A 14,372-nucleotide genomic window follows, 5' to 3' on the forward strand; every position below is an offset into this window, starting at 1 on the left:
TCACCTCGCTCTGCCCGGTCACGGGCCAGCCGGACTTCGCCCATCTCGTCATCGACTATGCGCCGGGACCGTGGCTCCTGGAGTCAAAATCGCTGAAGCTCTACATGGCCAGTTTCCGCAACCATGGCGCGTTTCACGAGGACTGCACGGTCGCGATCGGCAAGCGGATCGCGGCCGAGATCAAGCCGAAATGGCTGCGCATCGGCGGCTATTGGTATCCGCGCGGCGGCATCCCAATCGACGTGTTCTGGCAGACCGGCAAGCTGCCCAAGGGGCTGTGGGTGCCCGAGCAGGGCGTGGCGCCCTATCGCGGCCGCGGTTGAACGGGGACCACGTAACGACCTTCGGCCACCGGCTCTACAGGCGATGGCCTCTCCCCAAAGCTTCACGCCACCGCGCGCACGCGACTGATGAAATCGTCGACCTCGCCGGTGAGCGCGCTCGATTGATGCGACAGGCTGGCCGCGGCCTTGAGCACATCGTTGGCGGCGCGGCCGGTGTCGCTCGCCGCCCCGCTCACTGCGCTGATGTTCTGGGTGACGGTCGAGGTCGCTTGCGCGGTCTGCTGCACGGTGGAGGCGATCTCGGCGGTTGCCTTGTTCTGCTCCTCGACCGCGGCGGCGATCGTCCGGTTGATGCCGTTGACCTCGTCGATGGTCGAGACGATGCCCTGGATCGCCGCGACCGCTTTCTGCGTCGCGTCCTGGATCTCGGCGATCTGGCCGCTGATCTCCTCGGTCGCCTTCGCGGTTTGGGAAGCCAGGTTTTTCACTTCGCTCGCCACCACGGCAAAGCCCTTGCCGGATTCGCCGGCGCGGGCGGCTTCGATGGTGGCGTTGAGCGCGAGCAGATTGGTCTGGCTCGCGATCGAGGTGATCAGCCCGACCACCTCGCCGATGCGGTCGGCGCCGGTTGCAAGGGCACGCACCGTGGCATCGGTCTGCTTGACCGTCTCCACCGCCTGCTCCGTCGCCCGCGTCGCCTGCGCCACCTGACGGCTGATCTCGCGGATCGACGCGGTGAGTTCCTCGGCCGCGGAGGCGACGGTCTGCACGCCGCCACCGACCTGCTGCGCCTGCTCCGAGGCGGAGCCCGCCTGTTGCTGCGCATGCGCGGCGGTCCCCGACATCGACTTGGCCGTGGATTCCAACTGGCCGGAGGCGCTCGACAGCGTCTGCACCATCTGGCCGACCCGGCCCTCGAACTGCCGCACCAGACTAGCCAGTTCGGCCGCTCGCTTCTCCTCCGACGCACGGCCCGCCGCCTGCGCCGCGGAGAGCCGATCGGCGTTGACCATGGCGTCCTTGAACACCTGCAGCGCGGCTGCCATGCGGCCGATCTCGTCGGCGCGCCCGAGGCTCGGAACCTCGGCGCCGAAGTCGTGCCCGGCAAACCGCGCCATGACCTCGGTGATCTCGGTCAGCGGCCGCGTCACACGACGACGTACGATGTAGAAGCCGCCGACCATGAGCGCGATCGAGGCCGGCGTCAGCAGGCCGAACAGCACCAATTCCGCACGGGCCTCCGCCAACGCGTTGTGCGCGCGCGTGATCGTCTCGGCCAGCGCGGTTTTCGTTGTGGTCACCAGTTTTTCGGCGACGGCCAATTGGCGGTCGCGGAATTCGACGCCGGCAATGCCGGTCAGTTCACCACGCAAAAGCTTCCCGGCAACGCTGTTGCGTTCTTCGCCTTGCGCGCCGGTGACCGACGGCGCCGCCTCGTGGATCGCCTCGAGCAGCGCTGATGATGCGACCTCGGGCGTCGCCAGCTTGATCACGATATCCCACGATTGCTGGGCCCGGCCGCGATTGTTGGCGAACTCGAGCCCGTCGGCGGCAGTCCAGGTACGGCCGCTGACCAGCGCGCTGAACTCCATCAGAATTGTCTGACCCGCGACAGCGCGCACCTGCCACGCGGATTGCTTGATTTGAAGCAGGCGGTCGACCACCGGATCGATCAGGCTCATGGAATTGTCGAGCAACGCTGTCGCATCCTCGACCGCAGCCATATGAGCGTTGCTGGTCTGCAACCAGTTCTCGATGAGCTTGGGATCGCGGGCCGCTTTGTCCTGGCGCAGCCCGGTCGCGATCTGACTGCGCAGAGACACAAGCTGCTGCCACGTCGCGCGTACCTTCTCGACTTTGTCGCGCAGTCCTGACGCATCCACGCCGGCAAGCGTGTCCTGAGCGGCAGTATAAGTCTGTTCTGCCGCCTCGCGCTCCTTGGCAACCGAATTGAGCGCGCTGTCCGGCGCAGCCGTAGGAGACCCGAGGAAGCTGATCACGTCGCCCCGTTCGAGCCGGAAGGCGACCAGCGCGTTGGTCATGTCGCGGCTGGCGATGGCGAGGGAGACGATGCGATTGCTGTCGACATAGCGACTGATCGCCTGCTTCAGGCTGAAGGCGCTCATGACGACGAGCACGATACCGAGGATGCCGACGACGGCGCCGAGGATGCGCGCCACGGATTGCTGCTTCTGCATTGGATGGCCGATGGGATCCCAGAGGATGGCTGAACGCTGACGGTTCAATTTATGGAACCCAAATTATGAGGGATCGCTTAAATTGCGTGTATTCCGTTCATTTTCGCGCAATGGGAATACCGTGGTACCACGCTCGCCGCCACCTACATACAGCTTGGATGCTATCGGCGTCCGATCTGAATCAGGAGATGCGACGATTCGTCAGCGGATTGCATCCGCCGGCGGCCGCGGACGCAACAGCGCGGCGCAGGCAAATCCCAGCGCCACCATGATGCAGGCCGCAACCGACAGGCTCGGCAGCTTGCCGGCATGGACGATGCCAAAGCCATAGGCGATGGGGCCGACGGTCTGGCCCATGAAGAAGGAGAACGAGTGCAGCGACATCGCGGTGGCGCGGGCCTCGATCGACAATTCGCTGGCGAACACCTGCAGGCAGCCATGGATCATGTAGAAGCCCCAGCCCATCAGCAGCATGCTGGCGAATTGCAGCTTCCAGTCGGGGCCGAAGGCAATCGCGATCAACTGCAAACCGACCAGGGTCGCGCCCGCAATCATCATGCCCTTGACGCCGAGCCGCGGCAGGAACTGCGACACCGTGAACGTGTAGAACAAGCCGCCGACCGCAAACCCCGCGATCACGATGCCCGCGATCGACAGCGATTTCTGGCCGAGATCGAACAGGAATGACGCGATGAACGGAAAAAGCCCGAACACGCAGCAGCCTTCGATGAAGACGGCCGAGAAGCAGTAGCGCGTATTGGGATTGGTGAAGATGGTGCGATAACCCTTCTTCAGCGCGGCGAAATCGCTGGTCGGCGCATGGGTCAGGCTGGCTCCGCGAAACCCGGCAAAGACAGCAACCGCAGCGACCAGCCCGAGCGCGCCAAGGGTCGCGAGCACGCCGCGCCAGCCGATGAAGTCACCGATGACGCCTGACGCTGTCGCGCCGAGCAGATTGCCGGCCATCGAGCCGGCCAGCGTGCGGCCGATCGCAACCTGGCGTTTGGCGGGCGCGACCAGGTCGCTGGTCAGGCCGAGCGCGACCGGAAACACCCCGCCCGAGGCGATGCCGGCAAGAATGCGGGTCGCGAACAAGGCGGTGAACGAGGTCGCGAGCGCGCCGAGGATGCTGGCGACACCGAGCAGCGCCAGACACAGCGTCATCAGCCGCGCCTTGCCGAAGAGGTCGGCGGCCGCCCCGATCAAGGGCTGGACCAGCGCATAGATCAGGGCATAGCCGGCGGCGAGCCCTGCGGCGGTGGCGATGCTGATGGCAAAATCGTCGGCGACGTGCGGCAGCACGGGATCAAGCGCCCGGGTCGAAAGCGCCGCCGAGAAGCCGGCCAGGGCAATGATGTTGATCGCCGGCGGGAAGCGCTGCTCCGACGGCCGGACGACGGTCTGATGCATCAGCGCGCGTGTCCCGCGGCCTGTCGCTTGGCCTGTTCCTTGGCGATCGCGTCGAACGCCATCAGGGTGCGCAACAGGCCCTCGAACTCCGACAGCGGCACCATGTTGGGCCCGTCGGAGGGGGCGTGGTCGGGGTCAGGATGGGTCTCGATGAAGACGCCGGCGACGCCGACGGCGACCGCGGCGCGGGCCAGCACGGGCACGAATTCGCGCTCGCCGCCGGAGGATGCGCCCTTCCCGCCCGGCTGCTGCACCGAATGCGTCGCATCGAAGATGACCGGCGCGCCGGTCGTACGCGCCATGATCGGCAGCGAGCGCATGTCGGAGACCAGCGTGTTGTAGCCGAACGAAGCGCCCCGTTCGGTCACCAGCACGTTGCGATTGCCCGCGCTGGTGATCTTGGCGACCACGTTGGCCATGTCCCACGGCGCCAGGAACTGGCCCTTCTTGACGTTGATGACCTTGCCGGTCGCGGCCGCCGCGACCAACAGGTCGGTCTGTCGGCACAGGAACGCTGGGATCTGCAGCACGTCGACGGCCTGCGCGACCTCTGCGCACTGGCCGGCGTCATGGACGTCAGTCAGCACGGGAAGCCCGAGCGACGAGCGGATCTCCGCGAAGATCGGCAGCGATTGCGAAAGCCCGAGACCGCGCGCGGCTGAGGCGCTGGTGCGGTTGGCCTTGTCGAACGATGTCTTGTAGATCAGCCCGATCTTCAGCCGCGTCGCGATCTCCTTCAGCGCGGACGCCACCTCCAGCGCGTGCCCACGGCTTTCGAGCTGGCACGGACCCGCAATGACGGCGAGCGGAAGCTCGTTGCCAAAGCTGACGGAGCCTGCAGTGACGACGGCGGCGGCTGGTGGGGTGGCGCTCAAGAGATCATCCTCGTTGCGGGCGACGATGGCGGCGACGCGCGAACTGCGCAAGCGCCTGCCGGAATATCAGGGTTGCTCAGGAAGATACGCGCTGATCTTACCGCATCGCCGAAAACACCGTCGGCGTCAAAAGCTGGCTCACGATATTGGCGACGATCTGGCCGTCCTCTTCGCTTTTCGCACGCGCCGCGAGCCACTCGGGATCGGTCGCAAACGCGGTCCATCGGCTCTCGCGCTCGGCGAGCGACTCCCAGGCCAGGAAATAGGTCAGCTCCTGATTGGATTCACCGATCAGCGTCGTGAAAAAGCCGACCGGACGGATGCCATGCTTCTCGAACAGCTTCAGCGTCACCGTCTCAAAGCGCTTCAGCAGCGCCGGCAGCCGACCAGGGACGCAGTGATAGACACGGCTTTCGTAGATCATTGGCGGTCCTCCCAGATGTTGTATGGGGGTTATAGCGAGCAGGTTCCAGGCTGTCTTGAAGGGTGACAACATGGCACCCCTGCTCGCCATGGCCGGACCATTCCCGCAATGTTGCTGCAATGTAAATAGCCCTAGAACCGGCCGTTCCAGGACCTGGATATCGAGGACATGCGGATCTTGCTGGTGGAAGACGAGGCCGAAATGGCGGCGGCGCTGTCACAGGCGCTGAAGGGCTATGACATGGTGGTCGACCACGTGCCGAGCCTTGCCGAGGCCGAGGAGGCGATCTCCGCCGACGTCCACGGCGCGGTCCTGCTCGACCGCCAGCTTCCCGACGGCGACGGTCTGGCGCTGATCCCGAAACTGCGCGCCAAAGCCGATGGCGTCCCGATCATCGTGCTGACTGCGCGCGGCGATCTTGCCGACCGCATCACTGGCCTCGACAGCGGCGCCGACGACTATCTGGCAAAGCCGTTCGCCGTCGAGGAGCTGATGGCGCGGCTGCGCGCCGTGCTGCGACGTCCCCCCGGCCTGCAGCTCGACATCATCAAGGCCGGCCGCGTCGCGTTCGATTGCAGCCATCGCGAGGCCAGCGTCGACGGCCGCCCACTCGACCTGCCGCGGCGCGAGCTGTTGGTGCTGGAGACGCTGCTGCGGCGCATGGGCCGCACCGTGCTGCGCACGACGCTGGAGGATGCGGTCTACACTTTTGACGACGAGATCCAGTCGAATGCGCTGGATGCGCATGTCTCGCGGCTGCGGCGCAAACTCGCCGACGCCGACGGCGGCGTCGAGATTCACAGCATCCGCGGCGTCGGCTACCTCTTGAAGCAGGTGCCATGAGCGAGACGGCCGATCACTATTGCCTGCGCTCGAAATTGACCTGGCGGCTGGTGATGCTGCAGGCTGCGCTCCTGATCGCCATCATCGCGCTTGTGGTAGGTGCGCTGTGGGCCTGTGGCCTGCCCGTGCTCGAACGCGACGAAGACCGCGTGATGGACGTGGTGCAGCGGTCGCTCGGGCGCGACGGCAACGGCAGACTGGTGCTGCGCCCGACCGCGGAGCTGAAGCAGCTGCGCGAGGAAACGCCCGATCTCTGGTTCTTCGTGCGGGACCGGCAGGGCGAAACGCTTTCCGAAGGCGAGGTGCCGGACGAGTTCACGAAGATCGGCGGCGCGCTCGACCATATCAGCCAGGCGCGGCTCGGCTGGCAGATGTTCGAGGACGATCCACGCAAGCCGCCGGCGCGCATGAAGCGCGTCAACACCGATGTCGGCAACGTTCAGATCATCACCGCCGCGCAGGGGCGTATGTCTGGCGCCAAGGCGCTATTCGCGGCCTCCCTGACCTTCCTCGCCGTCACGGTACCTGGCCTGTTGCTGATGGCCGCCGCGACCTTCGTGGCGACCCCGATGGTGATCAGACGCGCCTTTGCCGGCATCGACACCACCGCAGAGGAAGCGCGCCGGATCGATTTCCGCCAGCACGGCAGCCAGCTGTCGGCGGACAACCTGCCGCTCGAAGTCGCGCCGCTGGTTGCCGCCGTCAACGATGCGCTAAAGCGGCTCGATGACGGCTATTCCCGTCACCAGCGCTTCGTTGCCGATGCTGCGCACGAGTTGCGCACGCCGATTGCGATCCTCAACACGCGGCTGGAATCGCTGCCCGCAGGCCCTGATAAAATCCGGCTGCTCGAAGACTCGGCGCGGCTTGCGACACTGGCCGAGCAACTGCTCGATATTCAGCGCTTCGACCCGTGCCGCAATCCGTGCGTCCGCGTCGATCTCGTCGCGGTGGCGCGGAATGTCGCGGCGGATCTCGCCCCGCTTGCGATCACCGCCGGCTACGAACTGTCGCTCGATACTGCGTCAGACCGCACTGAGACGCTCGGCGACCGTGCCGCGCTGGAGCGCGCGCTGACCAATCTGGTGCAGAACGCCATACAGCATGGGGGTCGTCGCGGCACCATCACCATTCATGTCGGCTCTGCCGCGACGATCGACGTCACCGATGAAGGCGACGGCATTCCGCCGGACGAACGCTCGCGGATCTTCGATCCGTTTTACCGCCTGACGCCGCTCGATCGCGGCGCCGGCCTCGGTCTCAACATGGTGCGCGAGATCGCAAAGCTGCACGGCGGTCACGTCTCCGTGCTCGACGGGCCAAAGGCCGGCGCCTGCTTCCGCCTGACGCTGCCGCCGGCACCCTTCGTGCAGTAACGCGCGCATCGCGCAATGCTCTCGCAACGCAGCCACCGCAAAGAAGAGAGCACGCTTCGCAATCGAGTGAGGCGCGATGACACCTTGCTGGGAATGCCAATGTCACACGACTTCCTCTCCTTCTTCACGGCGTGGATGGCGGCACCGCGCCGCGTCGGCGCCATCGCGCCTTCCGGCACTGCGCTCGCCGACCTGATCACGCGGGACATCACCGCCGACACCGGCCCGATCCTGGAGCTAGGTCCGGGAACGGGCGCCTTCACCTACCGACTGTTGAAGCGCGGCGTGCGCCAGCAGGATCTCACGTTGATCGAGCACGGCTCCGATTTCGTCCGGCTGCTGCAACTCCGCTTTCCTGGCACGCGCGTGCTGTGGATGGATGCGGCGCGATTGGGCGCGGAGCAGCTCTACCAGGGCGCGCCCGTCGGCGCCGTAATCAGCGGACTGCCGCTGCTCAACATGTCGCCGCGCAAGGTCATCTCGATCCTCAGCGGCGCGTTCAGCTATATGCGTCCCGGCGGCACGTTCTATCAATTTACCTACGGTATGCGCTGCCCGGTGCCGCGGCCGATCCTCGACCGTCTCGGCCTGCGCGCCACGCTGGTCGATCGCGCGCTCCTCAACGTGCCACCGGCCGCGGTCTACCGGCTGACGCGACGGCCACAGTACAAGTTGCTGACGCGCGACGCCACGCCGGCAGCTGATGCGGGCGTTTCCCCCGTCGCGAAGGAGCACCGCGCCAGCGAAGACTGTGCCACGCCCGCCTGAGCCGCTGGGGGGCAGAGCAATGGGTGCCGTGAGCCGGCTCAGACCAGCCGGCTCTGCACCATCGCCGCCTGGATGAAGGACGCAAAAAGAGGGTGAGGCTCAAAGGGTCGCGACTTCAGCTCCGGATGGAACTGGACGCCGATGAACCAGGGGTGGTCCTCATATTCGACGATCTCCGGCAGCACGCCGTCCGGCGAAAGGCCGGAGAATTTCAGGCCGTGCTGCTCGAGCCTATCCTTGTAGGCCGTGTTGACCTCATAGCGGTGGCGGTGGCGCTCGGAAATCTCGGTGGCGCCGCCATACACGTCCGACACCCGGCTGCCCCGCTTGAGCACCGCAGGATAAGCGCCGAGCCGCATGGTGCCGCCGAGATCGCCGCTCTTGGAGCGCTTCTCGAGCTCATTGCCGCGCAGCCATTCGGTCATCAGCCCCACCAGCGGCTCCGGCGTCGGGCCGAACTCGGTGGAGTTCGCTTCCGCGATCCCGACCAGATTCCGCGCCGCCTCGATCACCGCCATCTGCATGCCGAAGCAGATCCCGAAATACGGCACGTCGCGTTCCCTAGCGAACTGCGCCGCGCGGATCTTGCCCTCGGCGCCGCGCTGGCCGAAGCCGCCTGGCACCAGGATGCCGTTGACATGCTCCAGGAACGGCGCGGGATCCTCGTTCTCGAACACCTCGCTCTCGATCCAGTCGAGATTGACGCGGACCTTGTTGGCGACGCCGCCATGCGACAGCGCCTCGATCAAGGACTTATAGGCGTCCTTCATCCCGGTATATTTGCCGACGATCGCGATGGTCACGTCGCCTTCCGGATTGCGGATGCGCTCGTTGATCGTGTGCCAGCTGGCCAGCGCCGGCGGAATCTTGGGCGCGATCCCGAAGGCGGCCAACACCTCGTCGTCGAGGCCGGCCGCATGATAGGCCTCCGGCACCGCGTAGATGTTGTCGACGTCGCGCGCCTCGATCACGGCACTTTCGCGCACGTTGCAGAACAGACCGAGCTTGCGCCGCTCCTCTTTCGGAATCTCGCGGTCGGTCCGGCACAACAGGATGTCGGGCTGGATGCCGATCGAGCGCAATTCCTTTACCGAGTGCTGGGTCGGCTTGGTCTTCAATTCGCCCGCGCTCGGAATGTAGGGCAACAGCGTCAGATGGATGTAGATCGCGTGGTCGCGCGGCAGGTCGTTCTTGAGCTGGCGGATCGCCTCGAAGAACGGCAGGCCTTCGATGTCGCCGACCGTGCCGCCGATCTCGACCAGGACGAAATCGTAATCGTCATTGCCGGAGACGATGAATTCCTTGATGGCGTTGGTGACGTGCGGGACCACCTGAATGGTCGCGCCGAGATAATCGCCACGCCGCTCCTTGGTCAGGATGTCCTGATAGATGCGGCCGGTGGTGATGTTGTCCTGCTTGGTCGCCGGACGCCCGGTGAAACGCTCGTAGTGACCGAGATCGAGATCGGTCTCGGCGCCGTCGTCAGTCACGAACACCTCGCCGTGCTGATACGGCGACATCGTGCCGGGATCGAGATTGAGATAGGGATCGAGCTTGCGAAGGCGGACTTTGTAGCCTCGAGCCTGCAGCAACGCGCCGAGCGCCGCTGAAGCCAAACCCTTGCCGAGCGAGGAGACCACGCCGCCGGTGATGAAGATGTACCGCGCCATGGGACCTTACCTTTAATGCCGCTGACGCGATTCGCCAAAACGAATCGCACGCGGCCCACAACTGCGCGTGGGCCTGTGGGTTACAGGAAACTGAATTTATATCAGTCGGTTACGGAGCGATTCGGATCCGGAAAGCCAGCCGCTTCCCGCATGGCCGCCCCGCATTATTGTGATTGCGGCGCCTGCGGCCCGGCAGGGGCCTGCTTCTGCTGGGCTTCGTCAGCCTTCTTCAACTGATCCAACAGGCCACCGCCGTTCGGCGCCACCGGGGTTGCGCCACCGGCCGGCTGCGACTGGCCGGGCACGTTGTTCAGGATCGAAGCCGGCTTGCGGTCCAGGCTAGCGAGCCAGGACAGCAGCAGGCTGGTGACGAAGAACCCCACCGCCAGCACCGCCGTGGTCCGCGTCAGCAGATTCGCGGTGCCACGGCTCGACATGAATCCGGCGCCGCCACCCATGCCGAGGCCCCCGCCTTCGGATTTCTGCAGCAGCACCGCGCCGATCAGGACGGCGACGATCATGAGGTGGATGACGATAATCACAGTCTGCATAGTGACCTTCAGTCGCAGCCCCGACTTGCGACCCGGCCGGTGGCCGCGATCGAAGGGCGTTGCGGGTTCTTCGGAAATTTGCGCGGTGTTACACGATCGAAACCGGCATTTCCACCCCCGCAGATAATCGCGCCGGAAGTGGACACAAGCTCGATTGCTCCCTCCCGTACGACTTGCGCAAGGATTTCCATTCGTCTATTAAAATAGACAAATGGATCATATTATAGACGATTTTGGCCGGCGACTCGCGCACCGCTTGCGCTTCGAGCGCGAGCGCCGCGGGTGGTCGCTCGCCGACGTCGCCGGCCATTCCGGAGTCTCGAAAGCCACCATCAGCAAGATCGAGCGTGCCGAGGTGAGCCCCACCGCAACCGTATTGGTCCGCCTCGCCAGCGCCTTCGACCTGACGCTGGCCGGACTCATGTTACGCGCCGAGCACCATGGCGAACGGGTTTCGAGAGCCGACCAACAGCCGGTCTGGCAGGATCCCGAAAGCGGCTATGTCCGGAAACAGGTCTTCAGCCGCCCCGACCATCCCGTCGAGCTGGTCACGGTCGAAATGCCGGCGCATCAGAGCGTGACGCTGCCCGCCTCCTCCTACGCCCACATCCGTCAGCTGCTCTGGGTCCAGAGCGGGCATCTCGCGATCACCGAGGGCGCCGAGCGCCATGAGCTCGGTCCAGGCGATTGTCTCGGCTTCGGCCTGCCGGCCGAAACGATCTTCGCCAACGAGACGGATTCACCCTGTGTTTATGTCGTCGCGCTTGCACGGAGCTAGGCCATGCCGCCGATCAAGATCGAGCCGTTGACGGATACGCCCGGAATTCGCGCGGCCTTGAGCGAGATTTTGGTCGAAGCCGTCGCGAATGGTGGCAATGTCAGCTTCATGCACCCGTTGCCGTCCGAGGCGGCTGCTCAATTCTGGCAGAACTCTCTGACGGCCGCGAGCCGCGGCGAACGAATCGTCCTCGGCGCCTTCGATGGCGAGAATCTGATCGGAACGGTGACCCTGCTGCTCGCGCTACCGCCGAACCAGCCGCACCGCGCTGAGATCGCCAAGATGCTGGTACGCCTCAGCCACCGCCGCCGCGGCGTCGCATCCGCACTCATGGGTGCGGCCGAAGCGGTCGCCCAAGCGCGTGGGCGCACGCTGCTGGTGCTTGATACCGCGGTCGACGACGGTGCCTCGGACCTCTACGAAAGGCTCGGCTTTCAGCTCACCGGCATCATTCCGGATTACGCGGTCAAGCCGTATGGGGGTCTGACCGGCACCAAGATCTATTGGAAGAGGATCGCCGCAGCGGCTTAGACAGCCTTCGCGATCCCCAGGAAGTCGGCCGCTTTCAGGCTGGCCCCGCCGACCAGCGCACCGTTGACATTGGCCACCGCCAGCAGCTCGGCGGCGTTCGATGGCTTCACCGAGCCGCCATAGAGGATGCGCATGCGCGCACCTTCGGCGCTAAAGCGTTCGGTCAGCAGGTTGCGGATAAAGCCATGAATCTGCTCGACATCTCCTGCAGTCGGCGTCAACCCGGTGCCGATCGCCCAGACCGGCTCATAGGCCACGACCAGATTGTCCGCCCGGGACGCATCGGGCAGCGACAGGTTGAGCTGCCCGCGCAGGATCGCCAGGGTCTCGCCGGCATCGCGCTGGTGCTGGGTCTCGCCGATGCAGGCAATCGCGGTCAACCCGGCCCGCCAGACCGCCTCGACCTTCTGGTGGACGATGACGTCGCTCTCGCCGTGATCGGCCCGCCGCTCGGAATGGCCGACGATGATGGCCTTGGCGCCGGCGTCCGCCAGCATTTCGGCCGAAATGTCACCGGTGTGGGCGCCCGAAGCCACAGGGTGGCAATCCTGCGCGCCGACCGCGAGCGCCGCGCTCGCGCGCGCTCTGTCGGCGAAGCTGGCCAGCAGGGTCGCGGGCGGACAGACCAGGAGATCGGCTTTGGCCGCAACGTCAGGCGCGCCCGCCAGCATGGCCTCGAATTCCGCCATCGAGGCTTTCAGGCCGTTCATTTTCCAGTTGCCGGCGATCAACGGCCGGATGCGATCGGTCATGAGAAGATTCCAGCGGACGTTGTGACTTGGAGGTGACTTTTGGAAGCGACTTACTTTTGGAAGTGACTTGGAGCAATGATCCGGATGCGCTAGCAGAGCGCAACCACGAACACCAGAGAGGACGCGTCCCGCCCCGCTTCATTCTGCCCCAGAGCCGGGCGTGGCAGGTTGCGACCGGGCGATGCCCTCTTTATAAGCGATTTCAACTCGGTGACGGGCTTTTACGGAAACTCCTTTAAGACCCGTCGTTTCCTTCCTGCAGACAGATTGGACCCATGCTTCGAGGATTACGCAAGGCCTCATCAAACTGGCTCGGCAAGACCATCATGGCGGTGGTCATGGGCGTTTTGATCGTCAGCTTCGGCATCTGGGGCATTGCCGACATTTTCCGCGGCTTCGGGCAATCGACGGTTGCGACGATCGGCCATACCGAGATCTCGATCAACGAGTTCCGGCAGATCTATACGGACCGGCTGCAGCAGATCGGCCGCCAGTTCGGCCGTCCGCTGACGATGGATCAGGCGCGCGCCTTCGGCTTCGACCGCAGCGTGCTGCAGCAGATGCTGGCCGAAGCCGCCATGGACGAGGAGGCGCGCCGGCTCGGCCTCGGCCAATCCGACGCCGAGACCATGCGGGTGATCTTCGACGATCCGACCTTCAAGGGCCCCAACGGCGCCTTCGATCCGCAGCGCTTCCAGGCCATCATCCGCAATGCCGGGTTCACCGAGCAGCGCTATCTGGCCGATCAGCGGCGGGTGTCGCTGCGCCACCAGATCGCGGGCACGATCTCGTCCGGGCTCGAGACGCCGAACACGATGGTCGATGCCCTGAGCCGGTTTCAGAACGAGCAGCGCTCGCTCGAATATATCAAGCTTGATCAGGCGCAGGCCGGCACTATCGACCCGCCCTCACCCGAGGCACTGGGGTCCTATTTCGACGAGCACAAGGCTCAGTTCCGCGCGCCCGAATACCGCAAGATCTCCTTCGTGCTGGTCACGCCGGAAGAAATCGGCAAATGGACCGACGTCTCGGACGAGGATGCCAAGAAGGTCTTCGAGCAGCGCCGCGCACAGATGGGGACGCCGGAGAAGCGCCAGGTCCAGCAGATGACCTTCCCGACCATGGAGGAGGCGCAGGCCGCGCGCGCCCGCATTGCATCCGGCGAGGTCAACTTCGACGAGCTCGCCAAGGAGAGGAATCTCAATCCCGCGGACCTTGATCTCGGCTTGGTCGCGAAATCGGCCATTCTCGACCCTGCCATTGCCGACGCCGCCTTCTCGCTGCCGACCGGCGAGATCAGCGAGCCGATCAAGGGCGCATTCAATGTCGCTTTGGTGAAGGTCAGCGCCATTCAGCCTGGCGAGCAGCCGACCTACGAGAGTGTCGCTGCCGAGATCAAGAAGGAGATCGCGGCCGAACGCGCCCGCTCGCAGGTCGCGACCCTGCGCGACAAGATGGAGGACGAACGTGGTGGCGGCGCCAGTGTAGCCGAGGCCGCGAAGAAACTCGGTCTGATGCCGGTGACGATCGACGCCGTCGATCGTGCCGGTCGCCAGCCCAACGGCCAGCCCGCCCCCGGCATTCCACTCGGGCTCGACGTGGTCGCACAGTCTTTCAACAGCGATGTCGGCGTTGACAACGAGCCGATCTCGTTCCGCGGCGGCTATGTCTGGTATGAAGTGCTCGGCATCACCCCGCCTCGCGACCGCACCCTCGACGAGGTCAAGGACCAGGTCGAAGCGCGCCGGCGCGACGACGAGGTGGCAGCCAGGCTGCGGGCCAAGGCGGCCGATCTGGTCAAGAAGCTCAACGAGGGTGGAAAGCTTGCCGATGAGGCGGCTGCGCTCGGCGTGAAGGTCGAGACCGCCAGCAATTTCAAGCGTGACGCCTCGCTGCCGGGCGTGCCGGCGGG

14 protein-coding genes are annotated in these 14,372 nt (G+C 65.3%); 7 read left to right on the forward strand and 7 right to left on the reverse strand.

The features are described from left to right. Positions 1-323: preQ(1) synthase (queF, locus tag BRAS3843_RS14020; RefSeq protein WP_035981691.1), on the forward strand; the 323-nt coding region annotated here is incomplete at its 5' end. A 62-nt stretch (positions 324-385) separates the two neighbouring features. Here the strand turns inward: queF and BRAS3843_RS14025 are convergent. From BRAS3843_RS14025 to BRAS3843_RS14040, 4 genes are all read right to left on the reverse strand, one after another. Next, the gene (locus BRAS3843_RS14025; protein ID WP_277996478.1) at positions 386-2,464 is read right to left on the reverse strand and encodes a HAMP domain-containing methyl-accepting chemotaxis protein; all 2,079 of its coding nucleotides are present in this window, start codon (positions 2,462-2,464) and stop codon (positions 386-388) included. Between the two features lie 219 nt (positions 2,465-2,683). Further along, positions 2,684-3,892 carry an MFS transporter gene (locus BRAS3843_RS14030; RefSeq protein WP_008969580.1) on the reverse strand — a complete coding sequence of 403 codons (1,209 nt, stop codon included), beginning with the start codon at positions 3,890-3,892 and terminating at the stop codon, positions 2,684-2,686. Beyond that, a complete protein-coding gene (gene kdsA / locus BRAS3843_RS14035; RefSeq protein ID WP_008969581.1) occupies positions 3,892-4,767 on the reverse strand; it encodes a 3-deoxy-8-phosphooctulonate synthase in 876 nt (291 codons plus the stop codon). Before kdsA ends, BRAS3843_RS14030 begins: the two co-directional genes overlap by 1 nt. Positions 4,768-4,864: 97 nt before the next feature. Then, the gene (locus BRAS3843_RS14040; protein ID WP_008969582.1) at positions 4,865-5,191 is read right to left on the reverse strand and encodes an NIPSNAP family protein; all 327 of its coding nucleotides are present in this window, start codon (positions 5,189-5,191) and stop codon (positions 4,865-4,867) included. A gap of 168 nt (positions 5,192-5,359) precedes the next feature. On the opposite strand from BRAS3843_RS14040, the gene BRAS3843_RS14045 reads away from it, so the two are divergent. The 3 genes from BRAS3843_RS14045 to BRAS3843_RS14055 all read left to right on the forward strand — a co-directional run bounded on the left by BRAS3843_RS14045 (position 5,360) and on the right by BRAS3843_RS14055 (position 8,178). After that, positions 5,360-6,034 carry a response regulator transcription factor gene (locus tag BRAS3843_RS14045; protein ID WP_008969583.1) on the forward strand — a complete coding sequence of 225 codons (675 nt, stop codon included), beginning with the start codon at positions 5,360-5,362 and terminating at the stop codon, positions 6,032-6,034. Beyond that, positions 6,031-7,410: a HAMP domain-containing sensor histidine kinase gene (locus BRAS3843_RS14050; protein WP_008969584.1), complete on the forward strand. Its 1,380-nt coding sequence runs from the start codon at positions 6,031-6,033 to the stop codon at positions 7,408-7,410. The genes BRAS3843_RS14045 and BRAS3843_RS14050 overlap by 4 nt, the downstream gene beginning before the upstream one ends. Before the next feature lie 99 nt (positions 7,411-7,509). Continuing rightward, positions 7,510-8,178 (forward strand): rRNA adenine N-6-methyltransferase family protein, encoded by a 669-nt coding sequence (locus tag BRAS3843_RS14055; RefSeq protein WP_008969585.1) that lies wholly within the window; start codon positions 7,510-7,512, stop codon positions 8,176-8,178. Between the two features lie 38 nt (positions 8,179-8,216). Here BRAS3843_RS14055 and BRAS3843_RS14060 read toward each other — a convergent pair whose 3' ends face one another. Continuing rightward, positions 8,217-9,848, reverse strand: a complete 1,632-nt coding sequence (locus BRAS3843_RS14060; RefSeq protein WP_008969586.1) for a CTP synthase — start codon at positions 9,846-9,848, stop codon at positions 8,217-8,219. 164 nt (positions 9,849-10,012) lie between these two features. Further along, the gene (gene secG / locus BRAS3843_RS14065) at positions 10,013-10,399 is read right to left on the reverse strand and encodes a preprotein translocase subunit SecG (protein WP_008969587.1); all 387 of its coding nucleotides are present in this window, start codon (positions 10,397-10,399) and stop codon (positions 10,013-10,015) included. 211 nt (positions 10,400-10,610) lie between these two features. Here secG and BRAS3843_RS14070 point away from each other — a divergent pair, with 211 nt between their 5' ends. Together BRAS3843_RS14070 and BRAS3843_RS14075 are read left to right on the forward strand one after the other, a co-directional pair. Further along, a complete protein-coding gene (locus BRAS3843_RS14070; protein ID WP_008969589.1) occupies positions 10,611-11,177 on the forward strand; it encodes an XRE family transcriptional regulator in 567 nt (188 codons plus the stop codon). Between the two features lie 3 nt (positions 11,178-11,180). Beyond that, positions 11,181-11,708, forward strand: a complete 528-nt coding sequence (locus BRAS3843_RS14075) for a GNAT family N-acetyltransferase (protein WP_008969590.1) — start codon at positions 11,181-11,183, stop codon at positions 11,706-11,708. Here the strand turns inward: BRAS3843_RS14075 and tpiA are convergent. Then, positions 11,705-12,460, reverse strand: a complete 756-nt coding sequence (tpiA, locus tag BRAS3843_RS14080) for a triose-phosphate isomerase (RefSeq protein WP_008969591.1) — start codon at positions 12,458-12,460, stop codon at positions 11,705-11,707. The genes BRAS3843_RS14075 and tpiA overlap by 4 nt on opposite strands. A 275-nt stretch (positions 12,461-12,735) precedes the next feature. Between tpiA and BRAS3843_RS14085 the strand changes: the two genes are divergently transcribed. Next, a partial coding sequence (locus tag BRAS3843_RS14085; protein ID WP_035981693.1) for a peptidylprolyl isomerase occupies positions 12,736-14,372 on the forward strand: 1,637 nt, incomplete at its 3' end.

Origin of the sequence: Bradyrhizobium sp. STM 3843 (assembly GCF_000239815.1) — a bacterium.
Taxonomy (GTDB): Bacteria; Pseudomonadota; Alphaproteobacteria; order Rhizobiales; family Xanthobacteraceae; genus Bradyrhizobium.